Annotated in this window: 16 protein-coding genes and 1 riboswitch; of the genes, 8 read left to right on the plus strand and 8 right to left on the minus strand. The window is 65.8% G+C overall.

Going from position 1 to position 19246, the window contains the following annotated elements; all coding sequences use genetic code 11:
* Positions 1–73 precede the first annotated feature (73 nt).
* Positions 74–685, minus strand: coding sequence for a polyhydroxyalkanoate synthesis repressor PhaR (gene phaR, locus PU724_RS16595; RefSeq protein ID WP_127285535.1), 612 nt, complete (start codon positions 683–685; stop codon positions 74–76).
* 301 nt (positions 686–986) lie between these two features.
* On the opposite strand from phaR, the gene PU724_RS16600 reads away from it, so the two are divergent.
* From PU724_RS16600 to PU724_RS16625, 6 genes are all read left to right on the plus strand, one after another.
* The gene (locus PU724_RS16600; protein WP_127285534.1) at positions 987–2171 is read left to right on the plus strand and encodes an acetyl-CoA C-acetyltransferase; all 1185 of its coding nucleotides are present in this window, start codon (positions 987–989) and stop codon (positions 2169–2171) included.
* 123 nt (positions 2172–2294) lie between these two features.
* Positions 2295–3020 carry an acetoacetyl-CoA reductase gene (gene phbB / locus PU724_RS16605; RefSeq protein WP_127285533.1) on the plus strand — a complete coding sequence of 242 codons (726 nt, stop codon included), beginning with the start codon at positions 2295–2297 and terminating at the stop codon, positions 3018–3020.
* Positions 3021–3780: 760 nt separating this feature from the next.
* Positions 3781–7143: a helicase-related protein gene (locus PU724_RS16610; protein WP_354420133.1), complete on the plus strand. Its 3363-nt coding sequence runs from the start codon at positions 3781–3783 to the stop codon at positions 7141–7143.
* Positions 7144–7155: 12 nt separating this feature from the next.
* Positions 7156–7542: an RNA-binding S4 domain-containing protein gene (locus PU724_RS16615; protein ID WP_127285710.1), complete on the plus strand. Its 387-nt coding sequence runs from the start codon at positions 7156–7158 to the stop codon at positions 7540–7542.
* Positions 7543–7700: 158 nt separating this feature from the next.
* Positions 7701–8039 carry a ferredoxin FdxA gene (gene fdxA / locus PU724_RS16620; protein ID WP_006202440.1) on the plus strand — a complete coding sequence of 113 codons (339 nt, stop codon included), beginning with the start codon at positions 7701–7703 and terminating at the stop codon, positions 8037–8039.
* A gap of 430 nt (positions 8040–8469) precedes the next feature.
* Positions 8470–9051, plus strand: coding sequence for a CarD family transcriptional regulator (locus PU724_RS16625; RefSeq protein WP_127285709.1), 582 nt, complete (start codon positions 8470–8472; stop codon positions 9049–9051).
* 174 nt (positions 9052–9225) lie between these two features.
* On the opposite strand, the gene PU724_RS16630 is transcribed toward PU724_RS16625, so the two are convergent.
* From PU724_RS16630 to PU724_RS16640, 3 genes are all read right to left on the minus strand, one after another.
* Positions 9226–9990, minus strand: coding sequence for an amino acid ABC transporter ATP-binding protein (locus PU724_RS16630; RefSeq protein ID WP_292173358.1), 765 nt, complete (start codon positions 9988–9990; stop codon positions 9226–9228).
* Complete coding sequence (locus PU724_RS16635; RefSeq protein ID WP_127311582.1) at positions 9987–10667, minus strand: ABC transporter permease subunit; 681 nt, start codon at positions 10665–10667, stop codon at positions 9987–9989. The genes PU724_RS16630 and PU724_RS16635 overlap by 4 nt, the downstream gene beginning before the upstream one ends.
* A gap of 155 nt (positions 10668–10822) precedes the next feature.
* Positions 10823–11596, minus strand: coding sequence for an amino acid ABC transporter substrate-binding protein (locus PU724_RS16640; protein WP_354420134.1), 774 nt, complete (start codon positions 11594–11596; stop codon positions 10823–10825).
* A 339-nt stretch (positions 11597–11935) separates the two neighbouring features.
* Here PU724_RS16640 and PU724_RS16645 point away from each other — a divergent pair, with 339 nt between their 5' ends.
* Positions 11936–12799, plus strand: coding sequence for an RNA polymerase factor sigma-32 (locus tag PU724_RS16645; protein ID WP_127285705.1), 864 nt, complete (start codon positions 11936–11938; stop codon positions 12797–12799).
* Between the two features lie 17 nt (positions 12800–12816).
* Here PU724_RS16645 and PU724_RS16650 read toward each other — a convergent pair whose 3' ends face one another.
* The 4 genes from PU724_RS16650 to thiB form a co-directional block, all read right to left on the minus strand.
* A complete protein-coding gene (locus tag PU724_RS16650) occupies positions 12817–14223 on the minus strand; it encodes a M48 family metalloprotease (RefSeq protein WP_407046023.1) in 1407 nt (468 codons plus the stop codon).
* A 327-nt stretch (positions 14224–14550) separates the two neighbouring features.
* On the minus strand, positions 14551–15318 hold the full coding sequence (gene thiQ, locus PU724_RS16655) for a thiamine ABC transporter ATP-binding protein (protein ID WP_354420169.1): 768 nt from the start codon (positions 15316–15318) through the stop codon (positions 14551–14553).
* Complete coding sequence (gene thiP / locus PU724_RS16660) at positions 15318–16928, minus strand: thiamine/thiamine pyrophosphate ABC transporter permease (RefSeq protein ID WP_354420135.1); 1611 nt, start codon at positions 16926–16928, stop codon at positions 15318–15320. Before thiP ends, thiQ begins: the two co-directional genes overlap by 1 nt.
* A 410-nt stretch (positions 16929–17338) precedes the next feature.
* Complete coding sequence (gene thiB / locus PU724_RS16665) at positions 17339–18343, minus strand: thiamine ABC transporter substrate binding subunit (protein ID WP_354420136.1); 1005 nt, start codon at positions 18341–18343, stop codon at positions 17339–17341.
* A 43-nt stretch (positions 18344–18386) separates the two neighbouring features.
* Positions 18387–18500, minus strand: a riboswitch (TPP riboswitch).
* Positions 18501–18601: 101 nt separating this feature from the next.
* Here thiB and PU724_RS16670 point away from each other — a divergent pair.
* The gene (locus PU724_RS16670) at positions 18602–19246 is read left to right on the plus strand and encodes a thiamine diphosphokinase (RefSeq protein ID WP_354420137.1); all 645 of its coding nucleotides are present in this window, start codon (positions 18602–18604) and stop codon (positions 19244–19246) included.

Raw genomic sequence — 19246 nt, forward strand, 5'->3', positions numbered from 1 at the left:
CCTGGGGCGCGTCGCTCCAGGGCTTGTTGAGATTCAGGGTCAGGCCGGCTTCACCTGTATGGCAACGTGCCCGTCACGACATCGTGTCGAGCTTGCGCTGCATGGCCGCGATCTGTTCCTTCAGTTCCTGGAGGTCATCGGATTTTTCCGGCGCTTCCTTTTTCACCGGCTCGGCCGGGGCGGGCGCAGTGCCATTCGAGGTCGCCGACGGAAACGGCGTGAACATGCGCATGGCGTTCTGGAACATCTCCATGTTGCGGCGCGTCTGGTCCTCCAGCGCCTTCATCGGCGTCGACATCTTCATCATGTCCATCGGCGACTTGCCGAACGCGCCCTTCATCTGTTCGCGAAAACGCTCCTGCTCCTTGGAGAAGGCGATCATCGACTGCTCGAGGAAGCTGGGCACGATCATCTGCATCTGGTCGCCGTAGAAGGCGATCAGCTGGCGCAGGAACGGGATCGGCAGCATGTTCTGCCCATCCTTGTTCTCCAGCTCGAAAATGATCTGGGTCAGCACCGGATGCGTTATGTCGTCGCCGGTCTTGGCGTCCTGGACGGTGAATTCCTCGCCCTTCTTGACCATGTCGGCGAGGTCTTCCAGCGTCACATAGGTGCTGGTGCCGGTGTTGTAGAGTCGGCGGTTGGCATATTTCTTGATGACGATCGGGTCGTCTTTTGCGGCCATCAGTATCCTCCCCGGACACCGGCGCATTTGAGTAAGCAGCCGGTAACGATTGCGCCCTGTCAAGGATATGCGCAAAAGCGTCACAATTCCAAGCGGTTTGTGCAGTGCAAGATCGATTAATGCTGCACGGCGGCCGGAATATGCTGCGCAGCGAAGCGAGGACCGCCGCCCTGGCCGGCGCAGGCCTGCTTGCCGCGCATGGCCGGCATGCCCATTTCCGGTTTGACTTGGCACCGGGAAAGGGCAAGAAAGTTCCTCAACGACACCCAAAAACACCACACCTCGAAGTCTGGAGAAGAAAATGTCCGCATCCAATGGCATCGTTGTCGCCAGTGCCGCGCGCACAGCAGTCGGCTCCTTCAACGGCAGCTTCGCCGCCACCCCGGCACATGAACTCGGCGCTGTCGTGATCAGGGAATTGCTCGCGCGCGCCAACGTCGAGCCTTCCGAAGTCGACGAGGTCATCCTCGGCCAGGTGCTGACCGCCGCCCAGGGCCAGAACCCGGCCCGCCAGGCTTCGATCAACGCCGGCCTGCCCAAGGAGACCACTGCCTGGGGCCTCAACCAGGTCTGCGGCTCGGGCTTGCGCGCAATCGCGCTCGGCATGCAGCAGATCGCCACCGGCGATGCCAAGGTGATCGTCGCCGGCGGTCAGGAATCGATGTCGCTCTCGGCGCATGCCCAACATCTGCGCGCCGGCGTCAAGATGGGCGACTACAAGATGATCGACACCATGATCAAGGACGGGCTGTGGGATGCCTTCAACGGCTATCACATGGGCAACACCGCCGAGAATGTCGCGCGCCAGTTCCAGATCACCCGCGACGACCAGGACGAGTTCGCGCTGGCTTCGCAGAACAAGGCCGAGGCCGCGCAGAAGGCTGGCAAGTTCAAGGACGAGATCGTCGCCTTCACCATCAAGGGCAAGAAGGGCGACACGATCGTCGACCAGGACGAATATATCCGTCACGGCGCGACGCTCGACGCCATGACCAAGCTTAGGCCCGCTTTCGACAAGGACGGCACGGTCACCGCCGCCAATGCGTCCGGCATCAACGACGGCGCTGCCGGCGCGCTGCTGATGAGCGAGGCGGAAGCCGCCCGCCGCGGTATCACCCCGCTGGTCCGCATCGCCTCCTGGGCGACCGCCGGCGTCGATCCGGCGATCATGGGAACCGGCCCGATCCCGGCCTCGAAGCGGGCGCTGGAGAAGGCAGGCTGGTCGGTCAAGGACCTCGACCTTGTCGAGGCCAACGAGGCCTTCGCCGCGCAGGCCTGCGCCGTCAACAAGGGCATGGGCTGGGATCCGTCGATCGTCAACGTCAATGGCGGCGCCATCGCCATCGGCCACCCGATCGGCGCCTCCGGCGCCCGCGTCTTCAACACGCTGGTCTTCGAGATGCGCCGCCGCGGCGCCAAGAAGGGTCTTGCCACGCTCTGCATCGGCGGCGGCATGGGCGTTGCCATGTGCGTCGAAGCGCTCTGAGCTCAGCGAATAGCGAAAAGGGAGTAGCGAATAGAGAAGAAAAGCGTCGCGCGGCGGGACGACTAATCCCTGTTCGCTATTCGCTGCTCTCTATTCGCTCAGACGATTCAAAGGGAGGACCACATGAGCAAGGTAGCAATCGTCACGGGCGGATCGCGCGGCATCGGCGCGGCGATATCGATCGCTTTGAAGAAGGCCGGCTATTCGGTTGCGGCGAACTATGCCGGCAATGACGAGGCGGCCGCGAAGTTCAAGGCCGAGACCGGCATCCCGGTCTACAAATGGTCGGTCGCCGACTATGACGCCTGCGCTGCCGGCATCAAGCAGGTCGAGGCCGATCTCGGCCCGGTCTCGGTGCTCGTCAACAATGCCGGCATCACCCGCGACGCCATGTTCCACAAGCTGACGCGCGAGCAGTGGAAAGAGGTCATCGACACCAATCTGTCCGGCGTCTTCAACATGACGCATCCGCTGTGGGGCGGCATGCGCGACCGCAAGTTCGGCCGCGTCATCACCATCTCCTCGATCAACGGCCAGAAGGGCCAGGCCGGACAGGTCAACTATTCCGCCGCCAAGGCCGGCGACATCGGCTTCTCGAAGGCGCTGGCCCAGGAGGGCGCGCGCGCCGGCATCACCGTCAACGTCATCTGCCCCGGCTACATCGCCACCGAGATGGTCAAGGCGATCGATGAGAAGGTGCTCAACGAGCGCATCATCCCGCAGATCCCGGTCGGCCGGCTCGGCGAGCCCGAAGAGGTCGCGCGCTGCGTCGTCTTCCTCGCCTCCGACGAAGCCGGCTTCATCACCGGTTCGACCATCAGCGCCAATGGCGGCCAGTATTTCGCCTGAGGTCCGCCAATTCGCCTGAAGACGCGACGCGCTTCGGGTCCGAAATTCCGAGACAGCGATCTGAAAAACGGGCCGGGAGATCGGCCCGTTTTTTGTTGCCGTTGCAACCCCCGCGGCGTCTCCCGCGCGACGCCCTGCCCCGATCCGGCACGCAAAGGTTAACGGCCGTCGCGGGGCCTGTGCAAAAGCTGTTCGCAACCCTGTGGATTCTCGGTGGAAAACTTTGCCGCGACACAACATATTGGGGTGAACAAACCGGGAAAATACCGCCATCGCTGATTCGTCGCCGATTCGTTCCGGCTTTGGCCGGAACGTTAACGCCGAGGACCGAAAATCCGCCTCGAAAGGTTAACGCGCGTTAGGAAAAGTCAAGAATTTCATAATCTTGGGCAAGGCCGGAAGATCAGGGTCCGTCGCCGATCGGCAAAGGTTAACGGCGCCGCGCGACTCGCGTTCGCCCTGCATGAATCGGGCCAATCAAGAGATTCAGCATGTGGTGAGACTCGCCGTCGAAAAACCCACATGTAGCCGTGAACAAAACCTGAATCTCGGCGAGTCAGTGATTCGTCGCCGATTCGTTCCAGACTCGTTCCAACCATTAACCGAGACCGCATTTCGGACCCTCATACGGAGCCAGGGAGACTGACGGCGGAACATTCCGCTTTCGCTTCGCGCATGAAGTCCTTATGTGTCGCCTGTCACACGCGCCGACGCTGGCGTGCTCCCGACAACGAGCGGCAGAGAGTCTATTTCCGGGCCGATGAACGTCCAGCCGAAACATCCTCAGCCGTTGATCCTTTCCGGCCGTGACGTGACGGCTGTGCTTGGGCCGACCAACACCGGCAAGACCCACCTCGCCATCGAGCGCATGGTGGCGCATGAGAGCGGCGTCATCGGCCTGCCGCTCAGGCTCCTGGCACGCGAGGTCTATACGCGCGTCTGCGAGAAGGTCGGCGCCCACAAGGTCGCGCTGATCACCGGCGAGGAGAAGATCCAGCCGCCTGGCGCCAGATATTCGGTCTGCACGGTCGAAGCGATGCCGCGCGAGACCGATGCCGCCTTCGTCGCCATCGACGAGGTGCAGCTTGCCGGCGATCTCGAGCGCGGCCACATCTTCACCGACCGCATCCTGCATCTGCGTGGCCGCCAGGAGACGCTGCTGCTGGGCGCGGCGACCATGCACGGCATCCTGCAGCGTCTCCTCAAGGGCGTCTCCGTGGTCACGCGCCCAAGGCTGTCGCACCTTGCCTATGCCGGTTCGAAGAAATTGACCCGCCTGCCCAGGCGCACGGCGATCGTCGCCTTCTCCGCCGACGAGGTCTATGCCATTGCCGAGCTGATCCGCCGCCAGCAGGGCGGCGCGGCCGTCGTGCTCGGCGCGCTGTCGCCGCGCACTCGCAACGCCCAGGTGGCGCTGTTCCAGGCCGGCGATGTCGACTATCTCGTCGCCACCGACGCCATCGGCATGGGATTGAACCTCGACCTCGACCATGTCGCCTTCGCCCAGAACCGCAAGTTCGACGGCTACCAGTACCGCAACCTGACCGCCGCCGAGCTCGGCCAGATCGCCGGCCGCGCCGGCCGGCATTTGCGCGACGGCACGTTCGGCGTCACCGGACAGGTCGACCCGCTGGACGAGGAGCTGATCAAGAAGATCGAGAGCCATGATTTCGATCCGGTGAAGGTCATGCAATGGCGCACCGCGGATTTCGACTTCGCCAGCCTCGACGCGCTGAAGCGCTCGATCGAGACCAACGCCCCGGTCGAGGGCCTGACGCGCGCCCTGCCGGCAGTGGACGCGCAGGCGCTGGAGCATCTGTCGCGCGACGAGGCTATCCGCGCGCTCGCCACCGACGCCAAGCGCGTCGCGCTGTTCTGGGAGGCCTGCGCCCTGCCCGACTACCGCAAGATCGCGCCGGCCCAGCATGCAGACTTGATCGCCTCGATCTACATGGACCTGGCCCGACATGGCCATGTCGACGAGAACTACATGGCCGAGCAGGTGCGCCGCGCCGACACGACCGACGGCGACATCGACACGCTGTCGCACCGCATTGCCCAGATCCGCACATGGACTTTCGTCGCCAACCGCCCTGGCTGGCTGGCCGATCAGGCACACTGGCAGGAAAAGACGCGCGAAATCGAAGACAGATTGTCGGATGCGCTGCATGAGCGGTTGACGAAACGCTTCGTAGACCGCAGGACTTCCGTCCTCATGCGGCGCCTTAGAGAAAATACCATGCCTGAAGCCGAAATCAGCCCAACCGGAACCGTCCTCGTCGAAGGCCATCATGTCGGCGAGTTGCAGGGGTTCCGCTTCACCGCCGACCAGAGCGCCGGCGGCGAGGATGCCAAGGCCGTGCGCACGGCCGCCCAGAAGGCGCTTGCCGCGGAATTCGAGACACGCGCCGAGCGCTTCGGCGCCTGCGCCAATGGCGATCTCGCGCTTGGCTCGGACGGCACGCTACGCTGGATCGGCGCGCCGATCGGAACGCTGGTTGCCGGCGACGAGCCGCTGAAGCCGCGCCTCGTGCTGCTGGCCGACGAGCAGCTCACCGGTCCGGCTCGCGACAAGGTGGCGGCGCGCGCCGAGCGCTTCGTCAATTTCCAGATCGAGTCGCTGCTGAAGCCCCTGGTCGACCTCAAGAATGCCGAGCAGCTCACCGGCATCGGCCGCGGCATCGCCTTCCAGCTCGTCGAGCATTTCGGCCTGATCAACCGCCGCGACATCGCCGAGGAGATGAAGTCGCTCGACCAGGAGGGCCGCGCCGCGCTGCGCCGGCTGGGCGTGCGCTTCGGCGCCTATCACGTCTTCGTGCCGGCATTGATCAAGCCGGCGCCGGCCGGGCTGGTGACGCTGCTGTGGGCGCTGAAGAACGACGGCAAGGACAAGCCCGGCTTTGGCGACGTCGTTCATGCGCTGGCGTCGGGCCGCACCTCGGTGGTCATCGATCCCGCCTTCGACAAGAGCTTCTACAAGCTCGCCGGCTATCGCAATCTCGGCCGCCGCGCCGTGCGCGTCGATATCCTTGAGCGGCTGGCCGACCTGATCCGTCCCGCCACCAACTGGAAGCCCGGCCTCGGCCAGCGCCCCGACGGCGCCTATGACGGCCACGCCTTCATGGTGACGCCGCCGATGATGTCGATCCTCGGCGCCACCGCCGACGACATGGAAGAGATCCTCAAAGGCCTCGGCTACCGCGCCGAGCCGAAGCCGGCCGCCGAGGTCAAGGCGCGGCTCGAAGCGCAGGACAATGCCGCCCGCGAGGCGGCCGCCGCCAAGCTTGCGGCCGAGGAAGCGGCAAAGGCCGAGCTGGCCGCCGCGGCCGAAGCGGCGTCTGCCGAAGCCGGCGTCGAAACACCGGCCGAGGGTTCCGAACCTGGCCCGGATGCCGTTGTGGCGTCGGATGTCATGGTTGAAGTTTCGGCCGAACCCGTCATCGAGATGGTTGCCGAGCCGGTCGCGGAAGAGGCCACCGACGAGGCCCCACTCGCCGCGGAAGCCGTCACCGAGCAGCCTGCGGATACTGCTCCGGCAGTCGAGCCGCACGCAGAAGCCGAAGTTGACGCCGTCGCCGCAGAGCCGGTGGCCGAGGAGTCGCTGGCGGCCGAAGCGGTGTCCGCCGCGCCTGCCGCGACGCCGGAAGCCGCCTCCAGCGAGGCGGCCGCCGAGGCCGAGGAGCCGAAGCCCATCCTTCTGTGGCGGCAGGGCCGCTTCGACCAGCGCCCGCGCCATCGCCACGACAACCGCAGGGACAATCGCCCGCGCAACGGCCAGGCCGCGCGCGAGGGCCAGGCTGACGCCGCCGGCGGGCAGCCTGGCGGAGCCCAGGAAGGACGCCGCGATCAGCGCGACGGCAAGCCTCGCTTCGACCGCTCCAAGTTCAAGCCGAGACCGCAAGGCGAGGCTGGCGAGCGCCGCGAGGGCAGACCGCAAGGCGAACGTCCCGACCGCCGCGACGGCAGGCCCGACTGGAAAGGCGGCCGGCAGGACGGCAAGGGCGGCGCGCAGGCCGGCAAGCCTGCCTTCCAGGCCAAGCCGCGCGAGGAGCGGCCGGCGCGCTTCGATCCGGACTCGCCCTTTGCCAAGCTCGCCGCCTTGCGCGACCAGCTGAAGAAGTAGCCCGCGGGTACGATGGTCACCGATGCCCGCCAGCGCATCGACAAATGGCTGTTCTTCTCGCGCGCGGTGAAATCGCGCTCGCTGGCGGCCAAGCTCGTGGTCGCTGGCCGCGTGCGCATCAACAGCGACAAAGCAGCGCAGGCCTCCGACATTGTCCGCCCCGGCGACGTCCTGACCCTCACTCTGGATCGACGCATCCTGGTCTGGAAGGTGCTCGGCGCCGGCGCCAGGCGCGGCCCCGCCGAGGAGGCCCGCCTGCTCTATGAGGACATGTCGCCACAGCCCACGCCGAAGGGCGAGGCGGTGCCGGACGCCATTCCGGCGCTGCGCGAAGCCGGCAGCGGTCGCCCGACCAAGAAAGAACGGCGGGAAACCGACCGGCTGCTGGGCGAGGATTGAGAGAGGATTGAGACAAGACCGGCCTTGTCCGGCGGGCCGTCTGGAAAATCCTTTCCGGGCACGCCGGCGGCGCCGGGGACGGCCGCCCTTGCCAGCGGCCGGCAAAGGCGTTACCTCACCAAAAAGCCCAGCAAAAACGGGACGTCCCGGAGCCTGCGATGACCTATGTCGTGACCGACAATTGCATAAAATGCAAATACATGGACTGCATTGAGGTCTGTCCGGTCGACTGTTTCTACGAAGGCGAGAACATGCTCGTCATCCACCCCGACGAGTGTATCGACTGCGGCGTCTGCGAACCGGAATGCCCGGCCGACGCGATCAAGCCCGACACCGAGCCGGGGCTCGAGAAGTGGCTGCAGGTCAACACCGAATATGCCGAGAAGTGGCCGAACATCACCGCCAAGAAAGAGCCGCCGGCCGACGCCAAGACCTTCGATGGCGAGGCTGGCAAATTCGAGAAATATTTCTCGGCCGAGCCCGGCGAAGGCGACTAGCGCATGACCCCGAAAATCGCTTTCGATTTTCGGAAAGGATCATGCGCAAATCAAAAGCGACACGGCCGGTTCGGCCGGCATGACGCTGCGTAACAGGTGCGAAACAGGAACTGTCTTGACAGGCAGGGATGGCGCACGGCCTTCGCGAATGCAGCAAAACCTTGATTCTTCCGACTTTTTGTGCTACATCAGCCAAACATGCCGGTGACACAACGTCGATTTATGGCGCAGACGCCCCAAATCACTGAAAGGTGAACTTCACAATCCGGACCAGAGCGATCTGGGGCAGGCGGTCGCAATTGTGCGGTTGGCTGGCCCCGGTTTTTCCGGATGGGTTCATCTGTTGTGCGGCTAACGGTCGGTGACCCCGATCGCGCGAGTTTCAGCCGGCGCCGCCATGCCGGCGCTACAACAAGGAGTTCAGGGCGTAATGGCAACGATCACCCCGCAGAAGAAGTCCAGCGCAGCACGTCACGGTTTCAAGACCGGCGAGTTCATCGTCTACCCGGCGCACGGCGTCGGCCAGATCGTCTCGATCGACGAGCAGGAAGTCGCCGGCCACAAGCTGGAACTGTTCGTCATCGACTTCCAGAAGGACAAGATGCGCCTCAAGGTGCCGGTCGCCAAGGCGACCTCCATCGGCATGCGCAAGCTGTCGGAAGAGGACTATGTCGACCGCGCGCTGAAGGTCGTGCAGGGTCGCGCCCGCATCAAGCGCACCATGTGGTCGCGCCGCGCCCAGGAATATGATGCCAAGATCAATTCGGGCGACCTGATCTCGATCTCGGAAGTCGTGCGCGACCTCTACCGCGCCGACAACCAGCCGGAGCAGTCCTATTCCGAGCGCCAGCTTTACGAGGCCGCGCTCGACCGCATGGCCCGCGAGATCGCCGCCGTCAACCGCATGTCGGAGACCGAGGCGGTTCGCCTCATCGAGGTCAACCTCAACAAGGGCCCGAAGCGTGGCGCCAAGGCCGACAACGAGGAAGCCGAGCAGGAAGAAGCTGCCTGAGCTTTTTCGCTCAAGAATACGAAAAACCCGGCCTCGCGCCGGGTTTTTTGTTTCCTGGAGCCTCTGCCCTCCCCCTTGTGGAGAGAGTCGCTGCGAAGCAGTGGGGCGGGGGTGCCGCGCCGACCCCCACCCGGACCTTCGGTCCGACCTCCCCACAAGGGGGAGGTAGGGGGCTCAGCTACCCTTCTGAGCCTCCTCCTGCCGCAGCGAGGCGATGAAGCGCTTCGTCCGCTCGCGCTCCGGCCTGTCGAACACGACCGAGGCCGGGCCTTTCTCGACGACGACGCCGGCATCGAGGAACACCACCTCCTGCGCGATCTTGGAGGCGAGCCTCAGATCGTGCGTGGCCATCACCATGGTCGTGCCCTCCCGGGCGAGTTGCCCGAGCACCTCGACCACTTCCTGGGCCAGCTCCGGGTCGAGCGCCGAGGTCGGCTCGTCGCAGAGCAGCACCTTCGGCGACGGCGCCAGCGCGCGGGCGATCGCCACGCGCTGCTGCTGTCCGCCCGACAGCGTCGCCGGCCAGGCATCGGCCTTGTGCGCCATGCCGACCTTCTCCAGCAGCGCCAGCGCGCGCTCGCGCGCCCTCGCCTCCGGCCGTCTCAGCACCGTCACCAGTCCCTCCATGACGTTCTCGATCGCGGTGCGATGCGGGAACAGCTGGAAGTTCTGGAACACCATGCCGGTCTGCAGGCGAATGCGCTGGATGTCCCTGGCGTGCACCTTGATGCCCGGGCGGAATTCCAATGTCTCCTCGCCGATCCGCACCGTGCCGGAGGTCGGGATCTCCAGCAGGTTGATGCAGCGCAGGAGCGTGCTTTTGCCGCCGCCGGACGGGCCGACCAGCGCGGTCACGCTGCCTTCCTCGATGCTGACGGTGACCCCCTTCAGCACGAGGTTGTCGCCGAACCGCTTCTCGATCTTGTCGAGGCCGATCATGCGTTCGCCTCCAGGAAGCCGCCGTAACGGTTGAGGCGCACCTCCAGCCGCGCCTGCAGCGCCGACAGCACGGAGCTCATCACCAGATAGAGCGCCGCCGCCTCGATATAGAGGATCAGGGGCTCGTAGGTGGTGGCGACGATGCGCTGCGCCGCCTGGAACATCTCCGGCACGGTGATGGCTGCGGCCAGCGAGGTATCCTTGACCAGCGAGATGAAGGTGTTGGACAGCGGCGGCACGGCGACGCGGCCTGCTTGCGGCAGGATCGTGCGCCGCATCGCCTGGCTCCAGGTCATGCCGATCGAATAGGACGCCTCCCACTGCCCTTTCGGCACCGAGCCGATGACGGCGCGGATGATCTCCGACGTATAGGCGCCGATGTTGAGCGTGAAGCCGATCAGCGCCGCGGGAAAGGCGTCGAGCAGGATGCCGACGGAGGGCAGGCCGTAGAAGATCAGGAAGAGCTGCACTAGGAGCGGCGTTCCACGGAAGATCCAGACATAGAAGCGGGCCACGGCCGCCAGGGGCTTGGGGCCGAACAGCCTGAGCAGCGCCGTGGCCAGCCCGGCGACGAGCCCGAAGGCGAAGGACAAAAGCGTCAGCGGCACGGTGAAGATCAGCGCCGCCCACAACAGCGTCGGCAGCGATTCCAGCATCAATTGCAGCCAGTGCGGCACGGGGCCCTCTCCTTGAGGTGCAGCCTGGATAACCGTCCATCGCCTCCGGCGTCGCGGCGGGTGGCTCCGGCGAGGGGCTGCGCGGTGCATATCACGCGAAAACCGGCGGGCCGTCAAAGACGACTCGCCGGGATCGAAGTGCCAGACGGCCTGGCTTACTGCGAAACGTCCTGGCCGAAATAGGTGTCGGCGATCTTCTTGTAGGTGCCGTCCGCCTTGATGTCGGCCAGCGCCTTGTTGATCGCCGCGACCAGCTCCGGATCGCCCTTGCGCACGATGACGCCGGAATAGTCGGCATTCTCTTCCTGCGCGGCGATCTTCACATTGGCGTCGGGCTTGTGCTTCTTGAAATCGAGGAAGGAGAGGCTGTCGTTGATGGTGGCGTCGGCGCGGCCGGTGAGCAGAAGCTGGATCGACTGGTCGAAGCCGTCGGTGCCGACCAGCTCGGCGCCGTTGGTCTCGGCCAGCTTGCCGAAATTGGAGGTCAGCGACTGCGCCGACTTCTTGCCCTTGAGATCGGCGAAGGTCTTGATGTCGGTGTTGTCGCCGCGCACGATCAGCACCGCCTTGGAGGCGATGTAGGGCTCGGAGAAATCGTACTTGGCCTTGCGCGCGTCGGTGATGCCGACCTCGTTGATGACGGCGTCGTAGCGGTTGGCGTCGAGGCCCGCGATGAGCCCGTCCCATTTGCCTTCGAGGAACTCGATCTTGACGCCGAGCTTGTCGGCGATCGCCTTGGCGATCTCGACATCGAAGCCGACCAGCGCGCCGGACGTGTCATGATAGGTGAAGGGCGCGTAGGTGCCTTCCGTGCCGACCTTGAGGACGCCGGCCTGCTTGATCTGGTCGAGATTGGCGCCGGCATGGCCGGCGGTGACCGCCAGGGCCTGCAGCGTCCCGGCGATGATGAGCGACTTAAGCCATTTCATTTTTCTGTGATCCCGTTTTGGCCGGTGCCCCGGCGCGTCTGTGAGAGCCGGAAACTGACAGATAGGGCTGAGCAAAATAAGGAACCAGATTTCAAAAATCTGGCATTCCAGGAATGACATGCTCAAGCGCATGCGAGAACCGATCCGCATGCAGGCTCCCCGCTGTTTTCGAGTCGTCCGAGACAACGCAAGGCGGCCCGGCCGTCGCTGCGGAACATTCCCCGGCATGGCACGTTCTTGGCTTTGTAGGGCGCGGCGCCGCCATTTCAACCGCCGCTGACGCCAGGGATGGTATCCGGACACCGGAAACGTCCGCGATATCGGAAAATGGAGCGCGGCATGATCGACGACACGGCAGGACGGACCATGGTCCGCGCGGCGATGAAGGCTCCCTATCTCGAGCGCGAGGAAGAGCATCTTCTGGCGTTGCGCTGGAAGGAGGACAACGACCAGCACGCGCTGCACCGCATCACGGTCGCCCATATGCGGCTGGTCATCTCCATGGCCTCGCGGTTCCGCCACTACGGCCTGCCGCTCGGCGACCTGATCCAGGAGGGCCATGTCGGCCTGCTGGAAGCAGCCGCCCGTTTCGAGCCGGAACGCGAAGTGCGCTTCTCGACCTATGCCACCTGGTGGATTCGCGCCTCGATGCAGGACTACATCTTGCGCAACTGGTCGATCGTGCGCGGTGGCACCAGCTCGGCGCAGAAGGCGCTGTTCTTCAATCTCAGGCGTTTGCGCGCCCGGCTGGCGAACGGCGCCGAGCCGATTTCCAACGCCTCGCTCTATCGCGAGGTGTCGGCGGCGCTCGGCGTGCCTGAAGCCGACGTGGCGATGATGGATTCGCGCCTGTCGGCTCCGGACAGCTCGCTCAATGCGCCGCTTGGCGATGATTCCGGTCCGGCCGAGCGCATGGATTTCCTGATTTCGGACGATCCGCTGCCGGACGAGGTCGTCGGCGACACGATCGACATCGAACGCCGCTCGCTGTGGCTGAAGGCGGCGCTCGGCGCGCTCAACGCGCGCGAGCTGAGGATCATCGAGGAGCGCCGGCTGACCGACGAGGGTGCGACGCTGGAAGCGCTCGGCGAGGCGCTCGGCATCTCCAAGGAGCGCGTCCGTCAGATCGAGGCCCGCGCCATGGAAAAGCTGAAAGTCGCGCTGGTCGAGCAGAATCCTGAATTCCTGGCGACCGCCGCCTGACTTCTGTCTGCCCCAGCTTATCTGTCGGTGACGATCTTGACCTTGTCGCCGGTCGAGACGGCGGCGCCCGGCGATAGCGCGTTGAGCACCCTGAACAGGTCGAGCTTGCGGTCGACGCCGACCATCTGCGCGGCGAGCGAGCCCATGGTCTGCCCGGCCTGGACCGTGACGACGCGAATATGCAGCGGCTTCAGCGCCGCCTTCTCGGCAGCGCTGAGGATGCGGAACGAGCCACTGACCGAACGCGCCACCGGCTCCAGCGCGGTGCTGGCCGAAGGTGCCGCCGTCAGCAGCCGGTAGACCTGGCCGCCAGCGCGGATCACAGCGATGTCGAACTGCCAGCCGTCGGCGCCGGCATGCGCCACGGCCGCCTCGTTGCCATTGATGGTTTCCTGGCGAACGCTGGCATCGTCGAGGCCGGCCACCCAGCCGCTGCGGATATAGTCGGTCAGCGCCCGCGACTTGTCGATCGAGACGCCATCGAAGCGGATCGCCATGTCGCCGGGGCCGGTTGCCGTCACCGCCGCCGCCGAATTGTCGATGACGAAGCCGTCGGGCACCGTGAACGACACGCCGAGGCCCGGATGCAGGAAGGTCTGGCCGCGTACATAGCCCTCTTCCGGCGTGTCGCCGTAGAGCAGCCCGTCAATGCCGGCGAGGAAGGCGTCGCGGTCGCGCGTGCCGATGCCCGGCGGGCCGAAGTTGCGGGCAAGCCGCTGGGCAAGCTCGATGCGCTGCGGCGTGTTCGGATGCGTGGCCAGGAAGTCGAGGCTGGCATCGGTTGCGCCGCTGATCGAGCGGAAGTCGGTATAGGCCGACATCGACTGCAGGAAGCGACCGGCGGCGTAGGGATCATAACCGGCCTCGCCGATCGACTTGATGCCGATGGCGTCGGCCTGCAGTTCCTGGTTGCGCGAGAACTGGGCGAGCCTCAGCTTGCCGCGGATGAGCGCCGCCTTGGCCGTCGGGCTGTCGCCCAGCACATCCGACACCACCTTGGTCGCCAAGCCTTCCTCGGCTTCGAGCTGCTGGCGCTGCAGGCCGTGATTGGCGGTGACATGGCCCATCTCGTGCGCGATGACGGCGGCGAGCTCGGACGAATCATTGGCCAGCGCCAGCAGGCCGCGGGTGACATAGAGGTAGCCGCCGGGCAGCGCGAAGGCGTTGACGTTGGGCGAATTGAGGATGGTGATACGATAGGTCTGGGTCGGATTGGCCGACACCACCGTCAGGCTGCCGACGACCTTGGCCACCATGCGCTCGAGCTTGGGATCGGAATATTCGCCGCCATAGGTGGCAAGGATGCGCGGGTGCTGCGCCTTCGCCATTTCGGCAAGCTTCGAGTTGGCGACGACATTGTCGACGGTGATCGGCTTGTCGGACGGCTGGAAACCGGATTCCTGCACATCCGGCGGCGTGAACATCTGGCAGCTGGCCAGCGCCACGGCAAGGCCGGCCAACGCGAGGAGACGCGCCAGCGGTTTCGTCAGCACTCTATGCTTGCCGGTCGGCAGATCGGCTTCCTTTCCAAATCTTTGCGGGCAAATCACGGCCTATGCCGGACCAGTATGGGCGGACCTAGCCATACTCCTCCAGTCAAGGCAAGCAAACGCTGCATCACCCAAACCCGGTTTGAGCGTAAATTATGTCCGCTTCCGGGCAACACGCCATGATCCGGCGGCGATGCATGCCGCCCGAAAATGCACTGTGGTTTTGAGGCAACGGCCTGCATCGAACAGAACCCGAGCGCCTCATCCGCGGTCGTCGAGGCGCGACCCTTTGGCCGCGCCCATGCCGACATAGCGCCGGAAGGCGTCCGGTCCAGAGCCGTCGAAGAAATCGGCCGCCGTCCCCGTCGCGGCGACCGTGTGGTTGTCGAGGAACACCATGTCCTGGCCGATGCGGCGCGCGTCCTCGGGCTGGTGCGTGACAAACAGCACCGTCATCTGCCGTTCGGCATGGACGCTGGCGAGGAGGTCGAGCATGTCGTCGCGCAGCGCCGGACCGAGCGAGGCGAAGGGCTCGTCGAGCAAGAGCACCGGGCGGTCGCGCACCAGCACACGCGCCAGCGCAACCCGCTGCCGCTCGCCGCCGGAAAGCTCGCGCGGCAGCCGCCTCTCCTTGCCGGCAAGGCCGACACGCGCCAGCGCCTCGGCAATCGCCGCATGGTCGGCCTCGCCGAGGCTGAGCGATGGCGAGCGGCCGAGCCCGACGTTGCGCTCCACCGAAAGGTGGGCGAACAGATTGTTCTCCTGGAAAACCATCGAGACCGGCCGTGCCGAAGGCGGCGCGGCGCTGACGTCGCAGCCATCGATCAGCACGCGCCCCGAACGCGGCGCCTCGAAACCGGCCACCAGGTTGAGCAGCGTCGACTTTCCCGAACCGCTCGGCCCCATGATGGCGGTGATCTTCGCGGCGGCGAACCCGACGTCGAAACGGAACGGCGCTTCGCCATAGTCGAATGACACGTCCTCCAGCCGAACCGTCGCTCCTTTCGCCCTGCTTTCCTTCGCCGGCATCATGATCTCTCCCCGCGCCCGAGCCGGTCGGCGGCAAGCACCAGCGCCAGGCAGACGAGGCCGAGCAGCAATGCCAGGCCGGCGGCGTCGGCGGTGCGATAACTGCCCATGCGTGCCAGCAGAAGATACGGCAAGGTCTGCACGGAATCGCTGCCGAACAGCGCGATGACGCCGAGATCGCCGAGCGACAGCGCCATGGCAAAGGCGAAGCCAGTGGCGAGCGGCCGCCTGAGCGACGGCCAGTCGATCAGGCTGAGCCGGTTCCAGCCGGATATGCCGAGCAGCAGGCAGAGCCTTTCATGGCGTTCGCTTGCCGCGTCATAGGCGGGGCGGATCGCGCGGATGGCGAAGGGCATCGCCATCACCGCGTTGACGGTGACGACCATCAGCGGGGCAACGGCAAAGACGTCGCCGACCGTGCGCAAGAGCAGGAACCAGCCGGCGCCGACGACGATGGGCGGCACGACGAGGACGAAGCCGGCGCCGGTATCCGCTGCATGTTCCAGCAATGTCTTGCGGCCGGAACGGCGTTTCAGGGCCAGCGCCCGGCGCGCCGCGATCAGCGCCAGCGACATCGCCACCGCGAGCGACGCCGACAGGAAGGCCAGCCCCACGCTGGTCAGCGTCGCCTGTCGCACCGCGCCCTCGCCGGCCAGCCGGCCAAGGTCGGCGCCAAGGCCCGCCGCGACCGTCGCCGCCATCGGGCCGGCCACGAACAGCAGGGCGAGCACGATCAGGGCCGCGTTCAGCAAGGTTTCCGTGGGGCTCGCCGAAAGGTAGCGGCGCGCCGCCACCGGCAGGTTGGCGTCGCCGGCCGTGTTGGCGCCGAGCCGCGTCAGCGCCAGCACCACGGCAAAGGTCAGCGCGATCTGCAGCAGCGTCAGCGTCACCGCCCGCGCCGGATCGAAATCGAAGCGCAGCGCCTGGTAGATGGCGACCTCCAGCGTTGTCGCGGCCGGCCCGCCGCCGAGCGTCAGCACGATGGTGAAGGAGGTGATGCACAGCATGAACACCAGCCCGGCGACACCGGGCAGCGCTGCCCGCAGCGCCGGCCACTCGATCAGCCGGAAGGCGGGCCGGACGCCCATGCCGAGCTGGCTTGCCAACCGCCAGTGATTGGCCGGCACAGTGCCCAGCGCCTCGAGGAACAGGCGCGTGGCCAGGGGCAGGTTGAAGAAGACATGGGCGACGAGGATGCCGGACAGTCCGTAGATGCCCGGCCAATCCCGGCCGCCGAGCAGGCCGGCGAAATAGCCGGCGCTGCCATAGAGTGCCAGAATGCCGAGCGCCGCAACGATCGCCGGCAGCGCCAGCGGCAGGGCGAAGAGCTGCAGGATCAGGCCGCGCCCGAGAAATCGCGGATGCCGGGAGAGCGCGCGTGCGACGAACAACGCCGGCACGACGGAAAGCAGCGTCGACAACAGCGCCTGCCACAGCGTGAAGCGCACGACGCGCAGCAGATAGGGATCGAAGGCCGAGGCGGCGCCGGAGAAATCATGCGCGCCTTCGAGGACAAGGCCGGCAAACGCCCCGCCGATCAGCAAGGCGATGGCGCCTAGCGCGGCGATGCCGGCGGTGATGCGGGGGTCAGAGCGAGGCGCGAGCTGCACGCTGCACCACCAGTCTCCGGATGGCTGGTTGGCCCGAACTCAATGAACGTCGAGTTCCTTCGCGCCCCCCTCTGTCCTGCCGGCCATCTCCCCCGCGGAGGCTCCTTTCCTCTCCCTCCGGAGGGGGGAGAGGTGGCGCCGCGAAGCGGCGACGGAGTGGGGGAACCACCTGGAAACCGCCGCAGCGGACACAGGAAAGAGGATCGCGTGCAAGCATCGTCTTGATGCGCGCCAAGGTCGACCCCCACTCCGTCGAGCTTCGCTCGCCACCTCTCCCCCGATCGACGGGGGAGAGGAAGGATGCCAAGTCATCCGAGCCGGCGCCTGTCCTCAACGGCAAAGGCTCCCTTCCGAAGATTGTGTGATCTGTCCCCCCTTGCGGGGGTGGCTTGGCGCAAGCATCGAAAAACCTACTTGCTCATCGCCGCCAGCCATTCATCCACCCAGGCCTTGCGGTTGGCGGCGACCTCTTCGGCGCTGAACAGCAAGGTCTTGGTCGGCTTGACCAGTTTGTCGAAGGCCGGATTGAGCGGATTGTCGGTCTTGCCGGCCGGGAACATCCAGTTGGTCTCGGGGATGACATCCTGGAATTTCGGGCCGGTCATGAAGGCGATGAATTTTTCGGCCAGTGGATTCTTCGCCCCTGCCGTGGTGATGCCGGCAACCTCGATCTGCAGATATTCGCCCTCCTCGAAGGACGCCGCCTGGTAGCGCTCGGTGTTTTCCGCGACCATGTGATAGGCCGGCGAGGTCGTGTAGGACAGCACCATCGGCGCTTCGCCCTTGGTGAACAGGCCATAGGCCTCGCTCCAGCCCGGCGTCACCGTCAGCACCTTGGGCTTGAGTTTGGCCCAGGCTTCCGGCGCCTTGTCCCCATAGACCGACTTCACCCAGAGCAGCAGGCCGAGGCCGGGCGTCGAGGTGCGCGGATCCTGGATGACGATCTTGTCAGTGGCGCTGCCCTCGACCAGTTCCTTCAGGCTCTTCGGCGGGACTTTCAGCTTTTCGGTGTCGTAGACGACGGCGAAATAGCCGTAGTCGAACGGCACGAACGTGTCGTCGCTCCAGTCGCCGGGGACGTTGAGGCCGGACACGCCGCCATGCGGTGCGAACAGGCCGCTCGCCTTGGCTTCCGCCGTCAGGTTGGTGTCGAGGCCGAGCACGATGTCGGCCTTGGTCGCCGCGCCTTCCAGCTTGACGCGGTTGAGCAACGCCACGCCATCGGCGACCGAGACGAATTCGAGATCGCAGCCGCATTCGGCCTCGAATTCCTTCTTCACCGCCGGGCCTGGCCCCCACTCGGCGGTGAAGCTTTCATAGGTGTAGACGGTGAGCTTGTCCTTCGCGGCCGCAGGGCCCGCGAGAAGCGAAACCAGGCCGGTGGCCAGAACAAGGTGGGATAAGAGCGTGCGCATCGGCGCCTCCTTCGTTGGTGTTGAAAGGAATTGAGGCGTCGGATGTTCCGAAACGTCTAATCCCTCCGCCGGTACAAACCGGATCAGGTTCAGCGGGTTGGCGATTGCCTCTCAGCCGGCCCGCGAAAACCCGCGTCCGGCACCCCGTTAGAGCGTTTCGACACATAGGCCCGGCCACGGCACCGCGCAAGCGGAAGTTTGCCGGGTTTCCAAGGCGCCGCTTCCGTTTCGCCGGCGAGGCTGATAAGGGCGACGCCCATGGGCACATTCACCATCCTGCTTGGCGGCGACCTCGTCCGCACGCCTAGGCTCGAGAGCCAGCTCGCCGGCGCGCGCGTCATCGCCGCCGATGGCGGCATCGGCCATGCCCGCATGCTGGGCCTGACGCCCGAGCTCTGGGTCGGCGATTTCGATTCCGTGCCGGCGGACTTGCCGCATGATCTGGCCGCCGTGCCGCGCCAGGTGTTTCCGGCCGAGAAGGACAAGACGGACGGCGAGCTGGCGATCGCTGCCGCCCTCGAGCGCGGCGCCACCGCCCTGGTGCTGGCCGGCGCCTTCGGCGGCAAGCGTGCCGACCACGCCTTCCTGCATCTGGCCCTCGCCGTCCGCCTGGCCGAGGCCGGCATCAGCGTGCTTTTGACCAGCGGCGCGCAGGAGGGCATCCCCCTTCTGCCGGGCAAGGCCGGCTTCGACTATGCCGACGGCACGCTGTTTTCAGTGCTCGGCTTTTCCGATCTTTCCGGCCTCAGCGTCACCGGCGCCAAATGGCCGCTCGACCATGTCGAGGTGGCGTTCGGCTCGTCGCTGACTATATCCAACGAGGTCAAGGGGCGGCTTGAGATCGCTCTCGGCCACGGCCGCGCGCTGCTGCTCGCTCACCCCTATCCTCTTCCTGAAAGCTGA

Source organism: Mesorhizobium abyssinicae, assembly GCF_049887195.1.
Taxonomy (GTDB): Bacteria; Pseudomonadota; Alphaproteobacteria; order Rhizobiales; family Rhizobiaceae; genus Mesorhizobium; species Mesorhizobium abyssinicae.